The sequence below is a fragment of the Pseudoalteromonas ulvae UL12 genome, assembly GCF_014925405.1.
GTDB classification, from domain to species: Bacteria; Pseudomonadota; Gammaproteobacteria; order Enterobacterales; family Alteromonadaceae; genus Pseudoalteromonas; species Pseudoalteromonas ulvae.
In genome coordinates, this window is record NZ_AQHJ01000021.1 from 38,189 (window position 1) to 57,319 (window position 19,131).

The following is a 19,131-nucleotide window of genomic DNA, read 5'->3' on the forward strand; positions in this document are numbered from 1 at the left end:
TAGTAATTGATTAAATACGTTTAAAATAATGACAAAAGAAACTATACGGAAAAACGAAGTGGTAGGGATTGGTAGAAATCCTCGATGGTGGCAACCCTTCGAAAAAGCTTTTATATGTGAACACATTACTCTTAACCAAGAGAAGCTAGGTTTATCTGACGAAAAAATGGTTGCCGCCAAAAAGCGAGTTAATGACGCTGATAAAGAAGACTTCCAAGATGTAGTCAATGACCTTTATTGGGAAAAAAATGTACGTACTACATTAATAAAATATTTAGCTCGTAAAAATAGGGAAGAGCTTGGCTGCAATAGTCAAAAAAAATATAAAACAATTGGTGTCGTTGAAAAAACGAAAGAGCATTTTGATGAACAGAAGAAGGAGCTTGGGTATTCAGGTGTGAGTCATAGCGAATTTGTTGTTGATCTTATTGCAGCTAGAGCTGTAATAAAGGAGGTGATGAATAGTAAAAACCTTTCATTTGATGATGCTATAGCGTATCTAAGTGAGTTAGCAGATGAATAAACTGTTAGTGTTAATGCTAGTGTTTTTATCCTTAGATGTTTATTCTGCGGAGTATTTAACGATTATTTACGATGCAAGATATGACAAAATAACTGGTGTTCCAAAAAATATTTACGTACACCACTATGACGTCTCTGAAGTGAGTAAAATAGAAACTCAAATTAATAGGCGTCTGGTATTTAAAGGTCAAGCTAAAAGTCAAAGTGATGTTGAAGTTTGGGCTATGAATAAAGTCAATAAAGATCCTGAAATTAAGGCTCTAATCGATAAGCTACCGCTTGCGTATGACTATCTTACTGCAGTTGACGAATTCGGGTTAACTAAAGTACCAGCCGTCGTTTACAGTGATGGTGATAAAAATTTTGTTGTATACGGCGAAACTAACATTTCTAAAGCGATTCAAAAAGTCAACGCTTACCGCTATGGTACTAAGCGCTAGCCTTTTTGCTAGCGCCCCTTCAGTACAAGCTGATTTTTCATTCGATACATTTATTAAAGCTGGCTCTATAGATACATTGAGTTGTGCTGCATTTACAGTTAAAGGTGCATGTTTTTGGATTAAATGTACCTTGATTGCGTGTAATTTCGATACAACAGCAATTATTGAGCACTATACCCCAGATGTTTTCGTTTCTGTCTATGATTCAAAATCCCCTGAGAAAATTAGCAGATCTATTACCAATACTATGACAGGAATACTTCCTTGGCATTCTGACGGTGCTGAGCAAACAAGGATGCGTGACAACAAGCGTATGGCGATCAATTACAGGATTGCTGATGTGTATGGTAGCCCTTCAGCTCAACTACTTATAAATATCCTTAAAGAGCTTCCTCTAGGATTGGCATGTGATCCTGGTAGTACTCCGTATAAACCGTATTTTGTTAGCCGCTCGAATCCTTTTTTCTGGAATACTGGGTTGATTGACGGAATTAGTAATCTAGCCGGTAGGGATAGATACATAGGTGAGAGAAAGGATGGTACTAGGAATGCGTTCATTAATAAAAATCTCTGGGGTTATTTATATCCTAGAACGGGGGTTGTTTTAAATCAAGATCACTATAAAGCAAGTGCGGTAATTGCACAGCGCTCAATCGATATAGTTTTTAATGGAGCGTTTGGTATTTATAGCGATGAACTTGATGGCTCAGAAGGCCAGTGGTATCGGCCATCAATGAGTGTTGAAGAGTGGTCTACAAAAGAGGGTAAATGGCAAATGCTTTACCCTAAATATGAAAGTGGATGTCACATATTGGGTGAAGAAAGATTGAAAAGGCCCAGTGATGCTGACATGGAAGGTTGGGGTGATAGGCGTTCAGATGACGGTGATTACATATGGCATTACTGGAGAAGATATGAGTGTTGCCAGAAACCTAGTGGGTATTCGTTTATAGGAAAAGTACGATGGTAAAAATTTCTAAAATATTTGGTGTAATGCTGTTGGTTTCTGCGTTGCCTGTTTTGGCTGAAGATGAGGGTAAAGTTGATACTGTGCTCGATAAAATGGATCCGGTATTAGATTATAAGATAGGCGGCACTAGCAGTATAGGTCGTCGTAGACTTACTCCAACTGTAGATGTCAATTATCCCGAGTTCGGGTGGAATGTTGGTGCAAGTTGTTCTGGGTGGGATGCAGGTATTTCTGTATCTGGTTTGATGAACGATGCAAAGAGTAAGTTTCAGCGTCTTCAAAAAGACGTAGTATCTTCAATTACTGGGTTTATAACTCAATATCCCATGCTTCTTATTCAGCGTGAAGATCCAGGTTTATATGAAATGCTTAATAACTCTATTTTGAATGGCGAAGATATATTTGATGTGTCTGCAGCAAGTTGTAGAGATATGTCTAAGCGATATATGGAAGGGTCTAACGGCCTTGGTGATGTTGTTGAAACAAGTGGATGGTTAGAATTTAGTTCTAACGCTTCAGAAGATAAAGAAAACAAAGATTTGATTTCTGAGGTTGAAAATGCTGATGAAAACAAAGGTGATGCAGGTGTCATCGGCATGAACGGTGAAAAGTGTGGCGGTAAAGACAGTGAGCGTTGTAAGCCTGTTAAAGACGTTATCAAAGAAGGGTTTGACAGGACTGCAGATAAAGTTACCACTAATGCTAATGGAGAGCCTGTGGTTAGTTGGATACAGCAAATATGGGATGACTACGAAGCTGCTGAAGATTGGATTGTTGATGTTGTTGGTGACACTCAATATGCCACATGCCAAGACTGTACGAAATTGATAGAAATACCTGGCTACGGTGTTTATAGCTTTATTGCAGATGAAGCAACCGAAATTCGTGATGCGTTAGCATTGATTGTAGAGGGGGATAGCGTTCCTTCGTTAGATCAACTTCGGGATATTAGCTCTAACGATGTTTTGATTAACGAGAGTGTTATTTATGCACTTCGTGATGAAATAGCGCAACGGCATTTATTTATTACTCGAATCGCTCAGGATGTCGCTTTATTAAGAACTGTAGATATGCTGCTAGCAGCTCGACGGATAATGATTGCTGGTAAGGGGGATGCGAACTTTACATCCGTTCCTAAAAACCTTGAAATTGTAGATTCTAAGATAAAAATGCTTGCTGAAGAGGTGGGTATGATCAAGGAAGAGTTGGAGCTTAAAAGGGTTGCAAGGGGGGACGCTGTGGCCTTGTTGCTTGGAAGATTCGAAAGCCGCCGTAACTTGAGACAAGACAGTAGTATTGATGGTGAAATACAACGTCGTGCAGTAGAAGGTCTTCAAAAAGTTACCGGTAGGGGTCAGTGAAAATCATGATTAAAATTGTTTTGAAGTGGGTCTTAATATCTATAGCCGTTTTAATTGGATTATCATTGCTTGGTGCTGTGCTTGCTTCTATTGGCATCGATGGTTGGAAATCTATTGACAGTACATGGAATAACTTGGGTATATATGCTTCAGCGGCAACTTACGGATTATACGCGTATGTTGCATTTCATTGGCGTGAATCGTGTCATTGGCTGGCCAATAGGGTAACAGAAGGAGAAAAAGCGGAACAGCTCGGTAATGCTCTAGTAGAGAAAAAAATATTGGCCATAAGTATTGTCCTTTTTGTTGAGGTGATCAGTTGGACGTCGAGGTATAGTTTATGACGTTTACCAGTTTATCTGACCTATATTTCATGAGTATTGGCCTATATGCGTTAAATACGCTATGGGCCATTATCGTTGATACTAAATTGATAATATTGCCGATTATCATGATAGTCCTTGAAGTCATGAAAGAAAGTACTGAATCCGGAAAGGCATTTAGTGACTCTGGATTTATGCTTAAAAAATTGGAAACCAGAATATATATCGGTATTTTTACGATCATATTTTTTGCTTGGCCAATGGTTCCTTTTGAAATTGACAATATGACGCAATACACGAAGCAATGTGAAGCAGGTGAAGAAGTTTATATCGAAGACGATATAGGGATTGGGGAAATAATTAATAGTAGTCCCAGATTGGTTGATCAAGTAAAAATAAAACCTAATAACCTTTTGGTTGAGGTATCCGGAAGCAAATTGAGAGTACCTTTGGCTATGCAGCTTGTTATGTCATACATGTCAGGTTATAGCGTTGAATCAGTAGACAAACTGCCTTGCTCCATCAATGTCGTAGCTGTTAGTAAGCAATTATTAGATACTCAAATTAAAGATACTGATTTATTGATAGAAACGAAAGAGTTCGTTAAGCAGTGTTTTGAACCGGCGCGTTCATTAGCTGTTAGAAACAAAGATAGTAACATGCCTTGGTTGGAGAATCCTGATACTGCAGATTTAGCTTGGCCAGGTCATCGATCATTTATGAACGATGCCTACTACGGAGCAGTAGGTAGAGGGTTTTATTCTCAGGTATTGCTTGAAGGTTGGCAAGGAGCTAAAACTAATCAGCAAGTACCTAAATGGATGCAAAGCAAAGAAGCTGAACAAAATGGTGAAATAGACTGTAGTAGCGGGTCTTGCCTACATCAAGTAGGTGGTTTTCCATCATGTAGAGAGTGGTGGCAGGGTATAGGTGCTGGGTATAGTGGTGTGAGTGTAAGTTCAAATGACATATCGCTTAGAAGCCGGTTAATAAAAAACCTGCCAGAAAATACCGGTAGTAACTACGGATCATTCGTCGCAATGCTGAAGGAATACAATATATTTGAAAATACTGAGTCAGAAAACGATACCCTATTAAGAATGGCCTATTTTAACCCTGTGGCGATTAACAGAATTAAAGGTGCAGAGATTAAAGATTATGCTTGGGATAGCGAAACTAACGCGATACAGGGCGTTATATCGAGAACGTTGGGTACCATAGGTACGGCGGGAGCAGCAATCGGTAATTTTGCTGGTGCTAGTATGATTCAATTAGCAGCGCCTTTGGCTAAAAGTATGGTGTTTTTGATTTTACTGACGGCCTATCCTATGGCTGTGATCGTTTCAAAGTTTGGTTATAAATTTATTATTCCATTCCATTTTTTTGTGGGTTCAGTATTTTTTTGGCCTTTTCTTTGGGATTTGGCTTTATTAGCACAACAAAGTTTAATAGAAAGTACGATGGCTAATGGCGATTTATGGATAGGGGATATAACTCGAACGAATACTATGTTGCTTGGCCAATATCTAACAGACGCATTGTTTTTGGCGTTTCCAACTTTGTTTACTGGTGTTATGACAGCGGCTGGAATGACGGTCGGTTCCCACATGAGCGGAATTTCGAGTGACCCAGGTGGAAGTGCTGGTAGCCCTGCTAGACAAGAGGGTAATAAGCAATCTGGTAATGTACGAAAAGGTGCTGAAAACGGAATTAAATCGGGAGCTAAAAGAGTGGCGTCAAAAGGAGCGAAAGGGTAGTTAAAAAAAAGGAGGATTTTTTAAATCCTCCTTTTTATTTATTTTCATAAACTTGAATCATTTCACCGTTTGGGCCTTTTGGCTTATATGAAACAACTGGCTTAGATTCAGTTTCATCTGCTGTGCCATTACCACCAACTAATGAAGCAATGACGTTTAGTGTTAAAGATAGTAGTGTGTTCATTTTAAATCCCCTCTGTCTGATTGCTCACTTAACATTGGCCGACGTGCAATATGGATGAAGCAATGCGAAGCAGCATTTCTTCCATATTGATTAGCGTCTGCCGATATATTGTACCTCATTAGATAGACAGAGGATTGTGATGCAACATAAAAGCTACTAATACTAAAATTCTACATGAAGAATTAATTTAGATGGTAGCACAGCAAGATCAAAAAGAAAGTGAATAGTCAGTTAAAAATATTATAGAGTCAAAAAATGGCTCTAAAACGATGTATTATAGTGTTGTTAAGTAAGATAAGGATTTTTAAGTAAATGGAATTTTTACACCGTGGGGTGGGGTAGAAGCAACCTGTAAATGCTAGTCGTAACTTGTTACGCATGCTGCTTTATAGCAGTGTTTTCTTACGCAACGGAATGACCGCTCTTATGAGCGGTTTTTTCTTTTAGGTTATCTAAGAATGTAGAGGGGAGTTGTGGTGGTGGTTAGTATTAAGTCACTTGTTGAGAAAGGTGATGTTAGGGCCGTCATGGAGAAGGTTTCAAAAATGGAATTACCGGATATTGTCACCGCTGCAGGTGATGCAGGTATAATTTTAAGCGGTCAACGAAAGTACGACGTTGTTATAGGGTTATATAAACAGCTTATTTCTCAAGGCGCTTATTAGCGTTTTTTTTGTGCAATAATGATTTTGATAAACAGTAAATACGAGGCATTGGCCATCGTGAATATAGGTGAAAAATATGGAATCAAAATCATTCTGCGAACAGGAGGTGTTGGCATTAATTGCTGATGCTGAAAATACGTTCTTATCTGAAGAATATGATCGCTTAAACGGTATGTGTGAGTCGTTCCTAAAGCCGCTTGATAGGTTGAGAAACGAAAGACTTTCAGATACTAGCGATTCATTGTTAAGAGTTAGTACTTATCTGAAAAAGTTGTCCTGTAACATTAATGGCCGAATCAAAGGCTTTAAAGGAAAGGATGAAGAGGCTTTTCAGCTTGGTAGCTGGTTTATGTTTTGGTGTGATAGTAAATCCGGAGAATTATCGACTGTTGGTCGGGTTAATCTCTTCCGATATTTGAACTCTAAAAGACAACCGGTAGAAATAACTAACAACGTGGTGGCGTTAGATGGTTGGAATAAAAAGGTCGCATAGCGGCCTTTTTTATTGGCTTAAATTATTTTTTGATAGATAAGGTTAGGTTGGCATTATATTGGGTAATATGATCCAGTTGAACGTAAATACGGGGCAATTGGGCCATCGTGTTAATATTTATAAGGTGTTTAATGTGAATGAATATAAAGAATGTCCTCGATGTCACTCTAGCGTCGAAGCGCGTGTAACTGTATGTGGTAACTGTAAAGCAGTGGAACACGTTGGATGGACTGATAAAGAGTTTGGGCTGTACAGAAATAAGGTTTGGGGCAGTATTGTATTGCTTTCAATCTTAGGCATGTTCTTTGTGCCATCTTACCTAAATAAAAACTTTGATCTGGAAATTGGTAATTTCTTCAGTATTGGGCCAATTGGCGTTTTGGTATTGGGTGCAGTCGCTTTTGCAATCGCACACATGGCAGCAAAATCAAAAGAAGCAAAGAATAGCAACCTGGTCAGATGGTTCTGGAATGAGTAGGTTTTCTACTTATTAATAAAACAACCGGCTAATGCCGGTTTTTTTTATGTATGTATCACTATTCAAAGAGCAGTAATGGCAAAATATGGAGGTTGATTAGTAAATACGAGGCATTGGCCATCGTGAAATTGAGGAATAATTATGACTTTGGATATGTTTGCTTGTAGTGATGACTCAGCAAAGTTAACAGTGTTATCTATGGGATTAGGGCAGGATAGTACAGCGCTTCTTTATAAGTATGTTTATGATGAGCACTTTAAAAAGCAGTACGCACCAAATGATTTTTTGGTGATTTTTTCTGATACAGGGAACGAATTCCCCCAGACCTATGAACATTTAGAAAGCATTAAGATATTTTGTGAAACTCACGGTATTGAATTTGTTCATCTAATACCTGAGATGGGATATCACACTGGAGATTGGCAATCTCTTGAGCACTTCTATGAAGTAAAAGAAGCTGTTGGATCAAAAGCCTACCCTAAAATTTGTAGTCAACGACTGAAAATTGAGCCTATTTATCGTTATTTAGAAGATTATTTAGGTCAAAAATACGGTGTTAAAGTTGGTAAGAAAAAAGGGTTTCGACAATTTGCTGTTGAGTTCGGAAAAGTACAGATGATGATCGGTATTGCAAAGAACGAAGAAAAGCGAATGAGTGATGCGGCTGATAGAAAAGAGCGCTGGTATCGTGAATCTATCGAACATATTTACCCTTTGGTTGATATGAACATGGATCGCAAAGGTTGTCAGACGTATATAAAGTCTGTTGGCCATAAGATACCAATTCCTAGTAACTGCATGATGTGTCCGTTTTTGTCTGAGGAAGAATTGGAGTATCTGCGTAGATTCGAACCTAAAGCTTTAGAAAATTGGATTTACTACGAAAAGCGTAAGCTTAATCGTTGGAGCCATTTAGAAGCTGTGCCGGTTAATAAAGGCACTGATGATGAACCGCGAATTGTATACGTCAATAAAAACCTGGGCGTATGGGGCAAACGTCGATTACCGGAAATGGTAAGTATCGTTCAAGAAAAGTTTAAAAACTGGACTGATGATATGATCATCGATTACCGAATGTCACATGGTCACTGTGTTGCTTCGGCATACTAAAAAAATCCGGCATTAGCCGGTTTTTTTTTGCCCTCTCTCCTTAATGCTTATAAGCATGGCAAAATATAGAGGTTGATTAGTAAATACGAGGCATTGGCCATCGTGATAAGGAATAAATATGAAAAAGGTAGAGGTTTATCTTAACCGTAAAGCTATGGGTAAAAGTCCTAAGCGAATTTACTCTATTAGAGACACTATAACGGATACCGTTGTTGCTTCTAATAGTTGTGTTCTGCTTGAGAATGTTGAGCTTGTCGTTCAACCCAGCGGTCGTAGAGATACGTTATCGCGTATCGAGCGAGGTGCCAAAATAACGAAAACAGTTCATGCGTTCCTTCGTGGCAATATTGTCTATCGAGGAAGAAATGCTAAGAAAGTGAGTAAAGAACGAGGTTTATTTTGTGCCGGTAAAGCCGTTGGTTATGATCCGATTAAAACGGATTCATGGCTAGAGCTGAATGGGTTAAAAATGCCTGAAATTGTCGAAGGTCTTAAATCGATAACAAGAGCTAAATATGCTGTTTTGTTTGAAGATGGGATCTACGTTTTATAAAAGCCCTTCTGGGCTTTTTTTATTTTGAAGCAAATTCAGGGTTAATTATCACGATAAACTAGAGTTGTAATTAAGTAATAACGAGGCACTGGCCATCGTGAAATTGAGGAAAATATTATGCAAACTTTAGTTAATGTAGAAAAAATCGATCCTAGTATTGCTGCTTGGATGGCTGCCCTTGAAGCTGACTTTGAATATGTTGAGTTACAAGAGCTATTTTCTGGTGAATTCGGAATTGCCTTTCAAGATGTATATTCTGTCATTACAGGAAATTTTCAACATTTAGATGATGTGTTATCTAAATGTTTATTAGCGAATGAACGTAGTGATGTAGATCATGTTATTAATACGCTTGCTGAAATAGGTGCAATAGAAACTGTTGGTGACTTTGTTGCGTTAGCACCAAGCAAAAACCTGTCGTAAGACGGGTTTTTTTTTGCTTGTCACTTCTATGTTAAAGGAGCTGATAAGCTAGAGGGGAATTTAAGTAGATACGAGGCATTGGCCATCGTGAATAGGAGTTAATATGAAACTGATTATGTGGACTAATGGTGACAAGCTTATACGTGGCGCTGTCGTTGAAAGGCGAGAGAGTCGAAATAAGTATGCAGTAGACATCATACTTGAAGATGGACGTTGGTTTAACAACGCTCCGGAACGAGCGTTAATGCTTAACATTAATTGGATCCTTACTGATCAGGATGTTGATACTAATGAGGTAAATACCTGGTTAGAGCTAAGTAAAGTACGCGAACAGTATGTGTTTAGTGCGGTAGTAACACTTCAATCTAATGGTGAGAAGGCTGGTGTAAATATTTATCGTAGAGCACCGGTTATCAAAGCAAAGAATATTGAAGAGGCTGAGTTATCAATTCGTCGTCACTATGGCGATGATTGTGTCTTAGAAATATCAGATTTAAAATTATCTGACTGCCAAATCGGGCCTATCTGGTGCGATACAATAGAAGCCTCTTAAAGAGGCTTTTATTTTTCGTGAGGTGTAATTGATGGAGCAGAACGGACAAGCTGTAATTTTGTTTTCATTTAAAGTTCAGGGAGTGGATTTCGAACAGTACTGTTACTGTAAAGAAAATGACTTTGATGTTTATGGTGTACGGCTTGTAACAATGCCGGAAGTCATCAAAGGTGTTTCTGATGATAAGTGGGAAGCTAAGGAAGATTTTAAGTTCAATTTGCTGCTTAGTAATAACAGCGAGTTACATTCTGCAGTTAGTAGTTCTACATGTAGAATTATCGAAAAAGAAGGCGGAACTATCGCCTTGAATTAAATAATTATTATAACGATATACTGCCCCCAACCATTTACCCCGCACTGCGGGGTTTTTTTTATTCAACGGCTCTACAAATGCCTGTTTGTGGCAAAATAATCATGATTTTTAGTAAATACGAGGCATTGGCCATCGTGAATAAAGGTGAAAAATATGAAAACATTAAAGCAAGCAGTAGAGTGTCTAACGTCTTTTGGTAATGCAGTAGACTTTAAAGGTTTGAAAAAACTGTATAAAAAAGCTGCGTTATTGGTGCATTCAGATCGAGCGAAAGAGCATGGTTGTTCTTACAATATGGTTGATTTGAATAATGCCTGGGGCATGATCAGCAATAACGTTGAATCAGCGTTGATGCTAATTGAAGGTAGTGAAGTTCTAGAAAAGGCTCGCGTTTTTGCGAACTCTTGGAAAGACGATCCTCTTCATGAAGCGTCAGTTCCAAGTTTTTACACTGTAGAAACTATGGCTAAGAAAGCTTGGAACATTGTTGAGGATGGTGAAGACGGTAACTTCGTCTGGTTTAATCCTAGTAAGCATGTTACTTACATTAAGGATTCTAATCTGGAGTATCGCTACTATTACGGTGGTGATGTTATCAGCTTTTATGATCTTGAAAACTCATTTAAAACGGGCAAAGAGTGTACCGGCTTTCGTGTATGCCATGACCGTTTAACTGATCGTAGTTTTATGGAGATTTGGAGTGAAATTCTGAATGAGTATTGCGAGACTCCAACACCCAAAGGTGTGTGGACTTGGCTTACAAGTTTAGAAATGGTTGATAATGGTCGTTATCACGGTAAATGCGCTGAAATTAAAGTGGGTGATAGTTCAGTACGGGTATATGAAGACAATGTATCCGGCAACAAAAACTTCTCGCCATTTGTGATTAATCGCGTTAAGCCAGTTGCATCGATGCCAAAAAAATGGACGGTAGTACAGCTTAGAAAAATATTGGCTAATGGTCAATTTTCAAAGTATAAGCAGGACTACTATATGACCGATGATTATGCTGGAGATGCGGCAAGTAACTTTCGCAAAGGGTATTACCAAAATCCTCTTGATAGTTATGCTGATATCCTTACGTGTAATCACATGCGGGTTTGGAGTAACCAAAATGAAGACGGTACAGTAGTTCTACATTTGGGTGCTCATAGCAATGACGGTCGCTCTTTAATTGTTGATTTAAATAATCGGTATCCAATAGTTGATATGGAAGCGGAAGAGGCTCAATACCTTACCGGTGATATAAAGCTTATAGATGCTGCCTAAAATAGAAAACCTCGCTTAGCGGGGTTTTTTTATGTCTGTCGTAAAATTCATTGCGTTAAATGGTATATTGATCCGGATTTTAAGTAATAACGAGGCATTGGCCATCGTGTAAATGAGGAAAATAATATGACTATTGTACGTGCAACATACAGCCCAGAAGACAACAAATTGCGTATCTACACTAACGGTGAACGTGTTAGTGATGATGTTTATGCTTTGTTAAAAGAGAAAGGGTTTAAGTGGGCACCGGTTCAAAAGCTTTTTGTTAAACCAAGATGGACGCCAAGTTGTGAAGACTTGTGTATTCAATTGGCCGGTAACATTGTAGCTGAAGAAACTACCTTACTTGAACGTGCTGAAGTGAAAGCTGAGCGACTTGACTCTTTAGCTGAAAAGCGTTCGTCACAGTCAGATGCATTTGTTTCTGCAGCTATTCGTTTAGCGGAAAGAATGAGTTTTGGCCAACCTATATTGGTAGGACATCATTCAGAACGTCGAGCGAGAAAAGATGCAGAGCAGGTAGAGCGATTACATGAAAAAGCGGTAGAAGCTGCTGACGCGGTATCTTATTGGCTATACAGAGCTGAAGGGGTAGAACGTCACGCTAACTACAAAAACGATCCAGATGTTCGAGCAAGAAGGATTAAAACACTACTTGCTGAACTACGTGATGATCAAAGAACGCTTAATCATGCTCAGATATGCATTAAGCTTTGGAGCGACATCGATGCAATTGAAGATGCAGAGAAGAAGCCTAAGTATGTTCGTCATTATGCCGGTTCGATGTTAAAGACTGGCTCCACTACACCTTCGGGTTTTTGGAGTGCTTTGGATCGAGCTGAAATGACTGAACAAGAGGTGATTGATAAATCACTTCAATGGGCTAACGGTATTGCTAACAGTGTTTTTTATGCAAGACGTATTCAACATACATTGAATCGACTTGGTTATGAACGCTTCATGTTGGGTGATACTGTTCGTTTCGAAGATGCGCTGACGGCAACCATAATCAAGGCATTTGCTCGTGATAATGGTGCTCATAAACCAGAGTGCAAGAAAGTAGAGGGGAATTGGAAGTTAACTTCTAGTGTTCCGTTACCTCTGCATATTGGAGAAGGTGAAGTGTTGTCGTTGTCTGATGTTGAATGGAAAGACCTGATGCAATCGTGTGGTTATGAAGTACCTATTAAGAAACCGGCTAAGCCGCCGATTCTTAACTTCAGAGCTGAATCGATTAAAGGGGTTGTTTTTCGCAATGTGACTACGTTGCGCCAAGTGGTGATGACTAAAGCTGAGTATTCAGATATTTATTCTGATTATCGCGGTGTAAAAGATTCATCATGTGGCCAATTCCGTTTTAAGATGTGCAAGGATCCTAATCACAAGGGGCCAGGTTATTCAGCTGAATGGGTAGCTGTTTTCTTGTCGGATTCTAAAGAACATCCTATGCCGGAAAGTGACGCAATTATCAAGGTAGAACAGGATGCAGCCTAATGGATGCATCTATTTACGTTAGACCCGATAAGCCATTGCGAAAACCCGTTCAACGTCGTAACTGGATAGATGTAAAAAGGCCTAGCTTTGATACACCTAAACCAGTGGTTGTTGATTCTGCAACTGAGTGTCATGTATCACCGCCTAATGTGGCTAGTAGAATGGTTGATTACCTTGAACCAGGTAACTGCTCCATTCTTGAACCTCATGGTGGTACAGGCGCTTTAATACAGGCGTTGTTAGATCATGGTGTTTGCATTGAGCAAATAACAGCGGTCGAAAGGCATGTAGCATTAAGCCAACATATTGAAGGGCGTTTTGATCACCGGTTAAAGGTGATTAACAATTGTTTTCTTGAATTTGGTTTAAATACTAAAGATAGGTTCAAGCATATAATCTTGAACCCGCCATTTAAGACATGGAAAAAACATGTGTTAATGGCAAAATCTTTGCTTTGTGATAGTTCAGGTAGCAGCTTGGTTGCACTGGTTCCTGCTTCGTTCGATTTGGAAGGTTTTGAGGTGATGGAAACATTACCAATTGATACGTTTCAGTGGGCGAAAGTGAGGACTAAGATAGTGCTTTTCCAACGATAGAAAAGGCCGTAAGGCCTTTTTTTATGCCCGTAACTAAATTAAGTGCCATCTTGTTATACTTATTAAGAATTTTAGAAAGAGCGAAGCATAGGCTATCGCGTATATTGGAGATAATTATGGCTATTACAAATATTATGAACCTACAGCGTATTTCTGGTACCGGTGAGGGAGAAATTCAGCCTTCAGAAATAGTGGTTGGTTTTGAAGTTTATGGGCCAGCAGTAACAGCAGGTGTATGGCGTTATAAGTGTGAATATCGTGATTCAGAAAAAGCGATATTCAAATGTTTGGATCCAGAATGGAAAGGACACACTTGGGATTTGGTAATTGAATTCGACGCTCCTGATTTCAGTGACGAAGATATGTTCGCATTATCAGATGCTTTAAAAGCGTTTGATAGCATGTCAAAAACACCTTCGGCTGAAGATAGGGCTTTGGTGATATCTGCAGAAAAATATGGACTGGCTGTGTTAAGAAGTTTTACCCAAGCTCATTGGACTGAACGAGGGATAGAACGTATAAGAGCACTTAGAGCATAAGTCATAGAAAAGAGCCTCCTTAGAGGCTTTTTTTATGGCTGTAATTTCAACTGGTGTTTTGAGGTATAGTTGTAATACAAAATCAATTACTGAAAAAAGAAGATTAAAGGCCATTGTATGACTATGTACCAAGTGGGGCAAAGAGCTTTTGTTAAACATCTGCACCATCAACACAGCATTGACAAAAAGCAGACGTTCTTAGGCCGTGTAGTTATAGTTGTTAGTAGTAATACTTATAAAGCTGGTACTAGATATTTCCTACGTTTAGCTGCTTCACCGAACCGAACCATTTTCTTAAATGAGCAATATTTAGAAGCGTTGGATGATCAACCACTTCACATAAGTGATGCTCATTATTTCGATGTTGATTCTGCTAATGATCTTAATAATTTTGAGCCACAATTAAAGGTTATTCACTCAATACCTTTGCACTTGGGTAAAGTAGAAGCGATTGAGATTGACAAAGGTGAAGATTTTAAATCTTGTGAGTGGAGATATCTAGATGATGAAGGGATTTTAGTTTATCAGTCAAAAAACCAGTATGGAAATCCTATGGCGGCGATACGGGACGGTTTAGTAACGGTTATTGGTTTGCCAAATGAATTTCGGATGCGTGAAATTGAGCGGGTTCGTGACAAAATTACCACCCATTTTAGATAGTTGGGATGCGTGGTTCTAAAACAACTTTACCAGGCGAGGAATTAATTATGGAAAATGAATGTATTGGCTGTGGCTGCACAGACTCTAAGGCTTGCACTCATAGTGATGAACCTTGTCACTGGTTGTTGTTAGATCAAACATTAGGTTTAGGTGTGTGTTCAAATTGCAATGAACACATTGAAGCTTTTAAAAAGCATCAAAAAGAAATGGCCGAAGCCTTTTCTTAGTAATTGGAAATCACAGGAAATATCATGAGTCGTATATTAAGTAAAATTGCCTATGCTATCGGGGTTGGTGGAAAGATAGAAGATGCCGATACTACATATATTGGTCAAGGCTTTAATAAAGGTTTGGTTGATAATGCTCGTCTAACTCCAGAGTACGAATACTTTGAGCTAATTACAGAAGGCGATCATAAGGGTAAATATAAGCCCGTATTTACCTTTGGTTATCAAAGCGACCTGCGCAATAAAAAACAAGAAGCTGAGATGGTTGTTATTTATAAATCAGGTAAAGAAATTTACGCGCCAGATCCGAAGGCTGATCCGCAAGATTATACTGAAGAGGCATTAGCTAAAAGAGTGCAATTTATAAAAGAACAAGGTCGGGATAATGACTTTATGCTCATAGGTTCTCACCGTAACCCTAATCATTAATCAGGTATTGGAATAAGTTTGTAATGAACACGAACGCATTGTCAAAAGAAGGTTTTACTCTAATTAGAAATGCTTTGGAAGTACGTAATAGCGGTGGTCAACAATTGGCTATCGATATTGCTGAAGCATTGCATAATTTACCAGATGATAATAGCAATACATTTTTGATAGATATGACTGAGGAAAGAGTTAAAGAATTGGCATCTAAATATTCAGAATGTGAGAAGCTATTGGCTTACCTTTAATTAGTACAAAATATGCCCTATCGGACATCATAAATATTATGGGATAAATAAGTAATGGAATTAAGCGTTGATTTTACAGATTTACGCCTATCTGCAGCGAAAATGGAAGGGCTAGATGCCTTTCTCCTCGCATTAAGAAACGCGGGTGAAACCTATCATTCAGGATTAATGAAGGCGAAGAAGTATGTCATTGATAATGGTGGAAGCGTACTTGACGAAGGTCAGGATGGGGTTACTGTGCTTAAATTGTTTGATGATGAAGCTCATTGTTTTCAGCCTTACGCTGATATAGATATGTTTTATTTTGAGATTTAACCGGAGGAAAAATGGAGCAAAAACACAATGTTAAATATATGGGAGAGGCTTTACGCCTCGATGTCACTGGTAGGTATAAACTAAATCCTTCCCAAGTGATAATTCAAGCCTTTGATTCAAATAATGAGCCATTTGCTACGTTGACTAAGTGCCTTCCTGATTATCAAATACTAAATGATGAAACAATTATAGATGAGCCTAATATTCCAGGTATTTTAGAAATATTAGTGAATTCGGGCTTTGTTGAAAAAACCGAACATGTAGTTGAAATGGGCTTTAATATTTATCCAATTGTAAAGTTAAGAATTTGAGGGAATGTTAGTAATGAAAAAAGTAGTTATTTTTGCAGGACTCAGTTTGTTAATGTCCTCAATTGCTATGGGCGATGAGGTTAAATTGTCCTCTAGTAAGTTTAATATGCAAGCGTTTACCACTGAAGCGTCGTTAATAGGGATAGATAAAAGTGACTTTAATGACTGGAAAAACAAGATAAATCGTTTTGGTAATCACAATGGCGATATAGGTGTATTACTTGAGGTTCAACAAGAGATAGCCCGTTTTTCATCAGGTGTTAGTAAGTATGAGCTACAAGATTATGATTTTGATAAAAGCGTAGATGACGCTATTAGAAATGGAAAAATAAAGGTTGAGACTGTTGAGTCTGAGTTGCTAAAAGTGACCGCTGAACTGAACGATGTCAATAGTGCTATTAATGACTATGAAACCAAGCAGAAAGAAAATGATGATGCCATTGCTCAAGCAAAAGCAGATTATGAAAAATCGAAAGTGACTTTTAGGGAGCAATTTTCTCCTACAGATCTAAAAGCTAAAAAGAAATTTGAAAAAAGCTTGGGAAAAGACTCTATTTTTAAAGTGGTAAAGGTAAAAGAGGCTCAAAGTACAGATTGCAGTAATGCGCTCTATCTGGATGCAGGAACATCTAAATCTAAACTGAAAAAATTGAACGAAATGTTTATTGGCCAAGGGAAGCAATTCGATAAGTATTTATATTGCCCCACGTTGGAATTCAAGTGGATAAGATCAAAAGACAGGAGTGCGTATAAGTCGCACCTTTCTAAAGGGCAGGTAGAGTTGGCTAATTCGATACTTACTCATTACCTCAGAGCTGAATACTCTAAACTTGCCAAAGTTCATCTTGATGTTGATGATAAAGAGGACAAAGGACAGTATGCGAAAAGCAAGCGTTCTGCAGGTGAGCTACAAAGAAAAATTGATCAACTTAATAGGGATAAGCTTTATTTAAGTAATCTTAGTCGTGATGATCTGGTTGTTGCCGAAAAAAAGAAGTTAATAAAGGTCGTTAATAATGCGTTATTCACACTAGCAGAGCTAACCTTTTCAGAGTTAGATAGAACTACTTCTGCTATTTCTGCTGATGGCCATATTAAATATGAAAGAGAAAAAGATCTTTATTTCGTTGTGTATAAGAGTGGCGCATATCCAGCATATTATGCCAAGTTGCATGAAGATATGACAGATATTAATATCGATAACTCTGTAGATGTCATTGGTTTGTTGAGATTGTGAATAAAGGAATAAGTAACATGGATAAGCTTCCATTTGATGAAGGACGTGAGGCTTTTATGCAAATGAAATCACCAGACAGTAATCCATACGAGGAAGGTGACTGGCGGCATGATGAATGGTATCTGGGTTGGTCGCATGAGGAAGAGTGTGATACTACTGATTCGTGGGATTGGTCTACGGACTCTTTTAAAAATAAAGCAGTATGAATATTATCTAGGCGAGTTATCCATCATGCAGCCACTACAGACCGGAGGAACAATCTGTCGTGGCAATTGTGGGTAACTTGCTCACTCACCTAAATTTAACCCCGTCTAATAAAAACGCCATATCAATATCCAAAAGCTGCATGTAGATCAGTGTGGACTCGATACGCTTATGGCCCATTAAGCGCTGAATTAAAAATACATCCCGCCGATGCAGTACCAGGTTACAGGCGAATGAGTGCCTTAATACATGGGCGCTGGTTGGCATTAAATTCAATTTGTCTGCAGTCGAACGAATGGCATTATCAAAAGCTTGCCGAGAACAAGGAATAAAGAGGGGCGTTTCTCTTGATCGACCTGGCATTGTATCGATGCGTCTTTTAAGTGTCAGTGCATAATCATGATCACGAATGGGAATGTCTCGGGTTCTATCTATATCGGTGGCTTTGGGTTTACCCCGTTGTTTTAATGTCCGCAGCGTCACAATGGCCCGTTGTTCGCCACGTTCTTCATAAAAGGTCAGTGCTTGTTTTTTGATGGCCAGTGCTTCAGAAATTCTTGCACCGGTGCGCCAGATAAATTCGGCTCTGGCAAAATGCTCCCCACTCATTGCATCGAGTAATTTATTCACTTCCGGAAGCAATAAGTAATTAGGTAGATTTTTCTCGGTGATCAGGGTTTGACGATATTGTTGGTGAAAGTGCCAATCAATACCGTCATCGAGGGTGAGGCTCGGTCGATGAGGTTCCTCGTATTGATGTAATGCTAAAGCGTGATCTGTTTGCATGAAAATGACCTGGTATGTTGCTTGTTGATTTAGGGCTAAATGATCCGGACTTGTTGTTATAGATTGACAAAACCCTATGATAAACGCAAGTTCAAGGTGTGTTTAAAACACCTGCCGGTCGCAGCACAAAGCCAAGCCGTGAAAGGGGCTAAGGGGGGATTGACAAAATAGCGGTAAATGACAATGGGATGTGTAAATTAGATAAAAACAAAGGGAATTATATGGCGAGAGCATTAGAATTTCATTAAATGATATAGTAAATATGAATGTATGTAAAAACGAGGCATTGGCCATCGTGTTATAGGAGTTTAAAAATGTTGGTTTCAGATATTGAAAATCCATTTACAGTTGAAATGTTATCAGAAATAGTTGCTAGTCAATTATGTTGTTTTGGAGATCATCTGCTCATCGTTGAGCCGGTACCTGGAGAGTTTGAAGCAGGTATAGAGATAACGGCTGAAGATAACGTAATTTTAGTTTGTGAACGTCCTCAAGTGATGGAGCAAAAAAAGGTTACACTTAGTTCGTTGTTATTATTCTTAGATCAATGTTCACCTAAATCGCTTATTGACACTCAATATAGTGTCAGTGACTCGTTTAAGGTGGGGTTTTATGAAAAAGACGAAGGTTTTATCGAAGTCTTTCATATTAATGATCTGGTAGGGAGTGAATAA

General features: G+C 38.6%; 28 protein-coding genes. 26 read left to right on the forward strand and 2 right to left on the reverse strand.

Annotated features, from left to right (window positions below):
- The first annotated feature begins 28 nt into the window (after nt 1-28).
- Genes PULV_RS01820 through PULV_RS01845 form a run of 6 tightly spaced genes read left to right on the forward strand, consistent with a single transcriptional unit; the run spans nt 29 to nt 5,373 of the window.
- A complete protein-coding gene (locus tag PULV_RS01820; RefSeq protein WP_193330780.1) occupies nt 29-523 on the forward strand; it encodes a hypothetical protein in 495 nt (164 codons plus the stop codon).
- Nucleotides 516-962 carry a DUF1525 domain-containing protein gene (locus tag PULV_RS01825; RefSeq protein WP_193330781.1) on the forward strand — a complete coding sequence of 149 codons (447 nt, stop codon included), beginning with the start codon at nt 516-518 and terminating at the stop codon, nt 960-962. Before PULV_RS01820 ends, PULV_RS01825 begins: the two co-directional genes overlap by 8 nt.
- Nucleotides 946-1,932, forward strand: coding sequence for a TraU family protein (locus PULV_RS01830; RefSeq protein WP_193330782.1), 987 nt, complete (start codon nt 946-948; stop codon nt 1,930-1,932). The genes PULV_RS01825 and PULV_RS01830 overlap by 17 nt, the downstream gene beginning before the upstream one ends.
- The gene (locus PULV_RS01835; RefSeq protein ID WP_193330783.1) at nt 1,926-3,293 is read left to right on the forward strand and encodes a hypothetical protein; all 1,368 of its coding nucleotides are present in this window, start codon (nt 1,926-1,928) and stop codon (nt 3,291-3,293) included. The genes PULV_RS01830 and PULV_RS01835 overlap by 7 nt, the downstream gene beginning before the upstream one ends.
- Nucleotides 3,290-3,637 (forward strand): hypothetical protein, encoded by a 348-nt coding sequence (locus PULV_RS01840; RefSeq protein WP_193330784.1) that lies wholly within the window; start codon nt 3,290-3,292, stop codon nt 3,635-3,637. Before PULV_RS01835 ends, PULV_RS01840 begins: the two co-directional genes overlap by 4 nt.
- Nucleotides 3,634-5,373, forward strand: coding sequence for a conjugal transfer protein TraG N-terminal domain-containing protein (locus PULV_RS01845; protein ID WP_193330785.1), 1,740 nt, complete (start codon nt 3,634-3,636; stop codon nt 5,371-5,373). Before PULV_RS01840 ends, PULV_RS01845 begins: the two co-directional genes overlap by 4 nt.
- Nucleotides 5,374-5,407: 34 nt before the next feature.
- On the opposite strand, the gene PULV_RS01850 is transcribed toward PULV_RS01845, so the two are convergent.
- Entirely contained in the window at nt 5,408-5,557 is a 150-nt protein-coding gene (locus PULV_RS01850; RefSeq protein WP_193330786.1) for a hypothetical protein, read from the reverse strand.
- 741 nt (nt 5,558-6,298) lie between these two features.
- On the opposite strand from PULV_RS01850, the gene PULV_RS01855 reads away from it, so the two are divergent.
- From PULV_RS01855 to PULV_RS01945, 19 genes are all read left to right on the forward strand, one after another.
- Complete coding sequence (locus tag PULV_RS01855) at nt 6,299-6,715, forward strand: hypothetical protein (RefSeq protein ID WP_193330787.1); 417 nt, start codon at nt 6,299-6,301, stop codon at nt 6,713-6,715.
- 133 nt (nt 6,716-6,848) lie between these two features.
- Nucleotides 6,849-7,193 carry a hypothetical protein gene (locus PULV_RS01860; protein WP_193330788.1) on the forward strand — a complete coding sequence of 115 codons (345 nt, stop codon included), beginning with the start codon at nt 6,849-6,851 and terminating at the stop codon, nt 7,191-7,193.
- 141 nt (nt 7,194-7,334) lie between these two features.
- Nucleotides 7,335-8,303, forward strand: coding sequence for an adenine nucleotide alpha hydrolase family protein (locus PULV_RS01865; protein WP_193330789.1), 969 nt, complete (start codon nt 7,335-7,337; stop codon nt 8,301-8,303).
- A 118-nt stretch (nt 8,304-8,421) separates the two neighbouring features.
- Nucleotides 8,422-8,856 carry a hypothetical protein gene (locus tag PULV_RS01870; RefSeq protein ID WP_193330790.1) on the forward strand — a complete coding sequence of 145 codons (435 nt, stop codon included), beginning with the start codon at nt 8,422-8,424 and terminating at the stop codon, nt 8,854-8,856.
- Nucleotides 8,857-8,973: 117 nt separating this feature from the next.
- Complete coding sequence (locus PULV_RS01875; protein WP_193330791.1) at nt 8,974-9,279, forward strand: hypothetical protein; 306 nt, start codon at nt 8,974-8,976, stop codon at nt 9,277-9,279.
- 103 nt (nt 9,280-9,382) lie between these two features.
- Nucleotides 9,383-9,832 carry a hypothetical protein gene (locus tag PULV_RS01880; RefSeq protein ID WP_193330792.1) on the forward strand — a complete coding sequence of 150 codons (450 nt, stop codon included), beginning with the start codon at nt 9,383-9,385 and terminating at the stop codon, nt 9,830-9,832.
- Nucleotides 9,833-9,863: 31 nt separating this feature from the next.
- Nucleotides 9,864-10,145 carry a hypothetical protein gene (locus PULV_RS01885; RefSeq protein ID WP_193330793.1) on the forward strand — a complete coding sequence of 94 codons (282 nt, stop codon included), beginning with the start codon at nt 9,864-9,866 and terminating at the stop codon, nt 10,143-10,145.
- Nucleotides 10,146-10,298: 153 nt separating this feature from the next.
- Complete coding sequence (locus PULV_RS01890) at nt 10,299-11,414, forward strand: hypothetical protein (RefSeq protein WP_193330794.1); 1,116 nt, start codon at nt 10,299-10,301, stop codon at nt 11,412-11,414.
- A gap of 126 nt (nt 11,415-11,540) precedes the next feature.
- Nucleotides 11,541-12,908, forward strand: coding sequence for a DUF3560 domain-containing protein (locus PULV_RS01895; protein WP_193330795.1), 1,368 nt, complete (start codon nt 11,541-11,543; stop codon nt 12,906-12,908).
- Nucleotides 12,908-13,504, forward strand: coding sequence for a methyltransferase type 11 (locus tag PULV_RS01900; RefSeq protein ID WP_193330796.1), 597 nt, complete (start codon nt 12,908-12,910; stop codon nt 13,502-13,504). Before PULV_RS01895 ends, PULV_RS01900 begins: the two co-directional genes overlap by 1 nt.
- 116 nt (nt 13,505-13,620) lie before the next feature.
- A complete protein-coding gene (locus PULV_RS01905) occupies nt 13,621-14,043 on the forward strand; it encodes a hypothetical protein (protein WP_193330797.1) in 423 nt (140 codons plus the stop codon).
- A gap of 117 nt (nt 14,044-14,160) precedes the next feature.
- The gene (locus tag PULV_RS01910; RefSeq protein ID WP_193330798.1) at nt 14,161-14,703 is read left to right on the forward strand and encodes a hypothetical protein; all 543 of its coding nucleotides are present in this window, start codon (nt 14,161-14,163) and stop codon (nt 14,701-14,703) included.
- 47 nt (nt 14,704-14,750) lie between these two features.
- A complete protein-coding gene (locus PULV_RS01915) occupies nt 14,751-14,930 on the forward strand; it encodes a hypothetical protein (RefSeq protein ID WP_193330799.1) in 180 nt (59 codons plus the stop codon).
- A gap of 24 nt (nt 14,931-14,954) precedes the next feature.
- The gene (locus PULV_RS01920) at nt 14,955-15,359 is read left to right on the forward strand and encodes a hypothetical protein (protein WP_193330800.1); all 405 of its coding nucleotides are present in this window, start codon (nt 14,955-14,957) and stop codon (nt 15,357-15,359) included.
- A gap of 23 nt (nt 15,360-15,382) precedes the next feature.
- Complete coding sequence (locus tag PULV_RS01925) at nt 15,383-15,604, forward strand: hypothetical protein (RefSeq protein WP_193330801.1); 222 nt, start codon at nt 15,383-15,385, stop codon at nt 15,602-15,604.
- A 54-nt stretch (nt 15,605-15,658) separates the two neighbouring features.
- On the forward strand, nt 15,659-15,919 hold the full coding sequence (locus PULV_RS01930; protein WP_193330802.1) for a hypothetical protein: 261 nt from the start codon (nt 15,659-15,661) through the stop codon (nt 15,917-15,919).
- A gap of 11 nt (nt 15,920-15,930) precedes the next feature.
- A complete protein-coding gene (locus tag PULV_RS01935; protein WP_193330803.1) occupies nt 15,931-16,230 on the forward strand; it encodes a hypothetical protein in 300 nt (99 codons plus the stop codon).
- A gap of 13 nt (nt 16,231-16,243) precedes the next feature.
- Nucleotides 16,244-17,467, forward strand: coding sequence for a hypothetical protein (locus PULV_RS01940; RefSeq protein ID WP_193330804.1), 1,224 nt, complete (start codon nt 16,244-16,246; stop codon nt 17,465-17,467).
- A gap of 17 nt (nt 17,468-17,484) precedes the next feature.
- Entirely contained in the window at nt 17,485-17,673 is a 189-nt protein-coding gene (locus PULV_RS01945) for a ribosome modulation factor (protein WP_193330805.1), read from the forward strand.
- 85 nt (nt 17,674-17,758) lie between these two features.
- On the opposite strand, the gene PULV_RS01950 is transcribed toward PULV_RS01945, so the two are convergent.
- Nucleotides 17,759-18,457 (reverse strand): tyrosine-type recombinase/integrase, encoded by a 699-nt coding sequence (locus tag PULV_RS01950; protein WP_193330806.1) that lies wholly within the window; start codon nt 18,455-18,457, stop codon nt 17,759-17,761.
- Nucleotides 18,458-18,771: 314 nt separating this feature from the next.
- Here PULV_RS01950 and PULV_RS01955 point away from each other — a divergent pair, with 314 nt between their 5' ends.
- Entirely contained in the window at nt 18,772-19,131 is a 360-nt protein-coding gene (locus PULV_RS01955; RefSeq protein WP_193330807.1) for a hypothetical protein, read from the forward strand.

Bases quoted from the DNA above. Each gene is read 5' to 3' on its own strand.
- PULV_RS01820 (WP_193330780.1), top strand. From the start codon at position 29: ATGACAAAAGAAACTATACGGAAAAACGAAGTGGTAGGGATTGGTAGA.
- PULV_RS01825 (WP_193330781.1), top strand. From the start codon at position 516: ATGAATAAACTGTTAGTGTTAATGCTAGTGTTTTTATCCTTAGATGTT.
- PULV_RS01830 (WP_193330782.1), top strand. From the start codon at position 946: ATGGTACTAAGCGCTAGCCTTTTTGCTAGCGCCCCTTCAGTACAAGCT.
- PULV_RS01835 (WP_193330783.1), top strand. From the start codon at position 1,926: ATGGTAAAAATTTCTAAAATATTTGGTGTAATGCTGTTGGTTTCTGCG.
- PULV_RS01845 (WP_193330785.1), top strand. From the start codon at position 3,634: ATGACGTTTACCAGTTTATCTGACCTATATTTCATGAGTATTGGCCTA.
- PULV_RS01850 (WP_193330786.1), bottom strand. From the start codon at position 5,557: ATGAACACACTACTATCTTTAACACTAAACGTCATTGCTTCATTAGTT.
- PULV_RS01855 (WP_193330787.1), top strand. From the start codon at position 6,299: ATGGAATCAAAATCATTCTGCGAACAGGAGGTGTTGGCATTAATTGCT.
- PULV_RS01865 (WP_193330789.1), top strand. From the start codon at position 7,335: ATGACTTTGGATATGTTTGCTTGTAGTGATGACTCAGCAAAGTTAACA.
- PULV_RS01870 (WP_193330790.1), top strand. From the start codon at position 8,422: ATGAAAAAGGTAGAGGTTTATCTTAACCGTAAAGCTATGGGTAAAAGT.
- PULV_RS01875 (WP_193330791.1), top strand. From the start codon at position 8,974: ATGCAAACTTTAGTTAATGTAGAAAAAATCGATCCTAGTATTGCTGCT.
- PULV_RS01880 (WP_193330792.1), top strand. From the start codon at position 9,383: ATGAAACTGATTATGTGGACTAATGGTGACAAGCTTATACGTGGCGCT.
- PULV_RS01885 (WP_193330793.1), top strand. From the start codon at position 9,864: ATGGAGCAGAACGGACAAGCTGTAATTTTGTTTTCATTTAAAGTTCAG.
- PULV_RS01890 (WP_193330794.1), top strand. From the start codon at position 10,299: ATGAAAACATTAAAGCAAGCAGTAGAGTGTCTAACGTCTTTTGGTAAT.
- PULV_RS01895 (WP_193330795.1), top strand. From the start codon at position 11,541: ATGACTATTGTACGTGCAACATACAGCCCAGAAGACAACAAATTGCGT.
- PULV_RS01900 (WP_193330796.1), top strand. From the start codon at position 12,908: ATGGATGCATCTATTTACGTTAGACCCGATAAGCCATTGCGAAAACCC.
- PULV_RS01905 (WP_193330797.1), top strand. From the start codon at position 13,621: ATGGCTATTACAAATATTATGAACCTACAGCGTATTTCTGGTACCGGT.
- PULV_RS01910 (WP_193330798.1), top strand. From the start codon at position 14,161: ATGACTATGTACCAAGTGGGGCAAAGAGCTTTTGTTAAACATCTGCAC.
- PULV_RS01915 (WP_193330799.1), top strand. From the start codon at position 14,751: ATGGAAAATGAATGTATTGGCTGTGGCTGCACAGACTCTAAGGCTTGC.
- PULV_RS01920 (WP_193330800.1), top strand. From the start codon at position 14,955: ATGAGTCGTATATTAAGTAAAATTGCCTATGCTATCGGGGTTGGTGGA.
- PULV_RS01925 (WP_193330801.1), top strand. From the start codon at position 15,383: ATGAACACGAACGCATTGTCAAAAGAAGGTTTTACTCTAATTAGAAAT.
- PULV_RS01930 (WP_193330802.1), top strand. From the start codon at position 15,659: ATGGAATTAAGCGTTGATTTTACAGATTTACGCCTATCTGCAGCGAAA.
- PULV_RS01935 (WP_193330803.1), top strand. From the start codon at position 15,931: ATGGAGCAAAAACACAATGTTAAATATATGGGAGAGGCTTTACGCCTC.
- PULV_RS01940 (WP_193330804.1), top strand. From the start codon at position 16,244: ATGAAAAAAGTAGTTATTTTTGCAGGACTCAGTTTGTTAATGTCCTCA.
- PULV_RS01945 (WP_193330805.1), top strand. From the start codon at position 17,485: ATGGATAAGCTTCCATTTGATGAAGGACGTGAGGCTTTTATGCAAATG.
- PULV_RS01950 (WP_193330806.1), bottom strand. From the start codon at position 18,457: ATGCAAACAGATCACGCTTTAGCATTACATCAATACGAGGAACCTCAT.
- PULV_RS01955 (WP_193330807.1), top strand. From the start codon at position 18,772: ATGTTGGTTTCAGATATTGAAAATCCATTTACAGTTGAAATGTTATCA.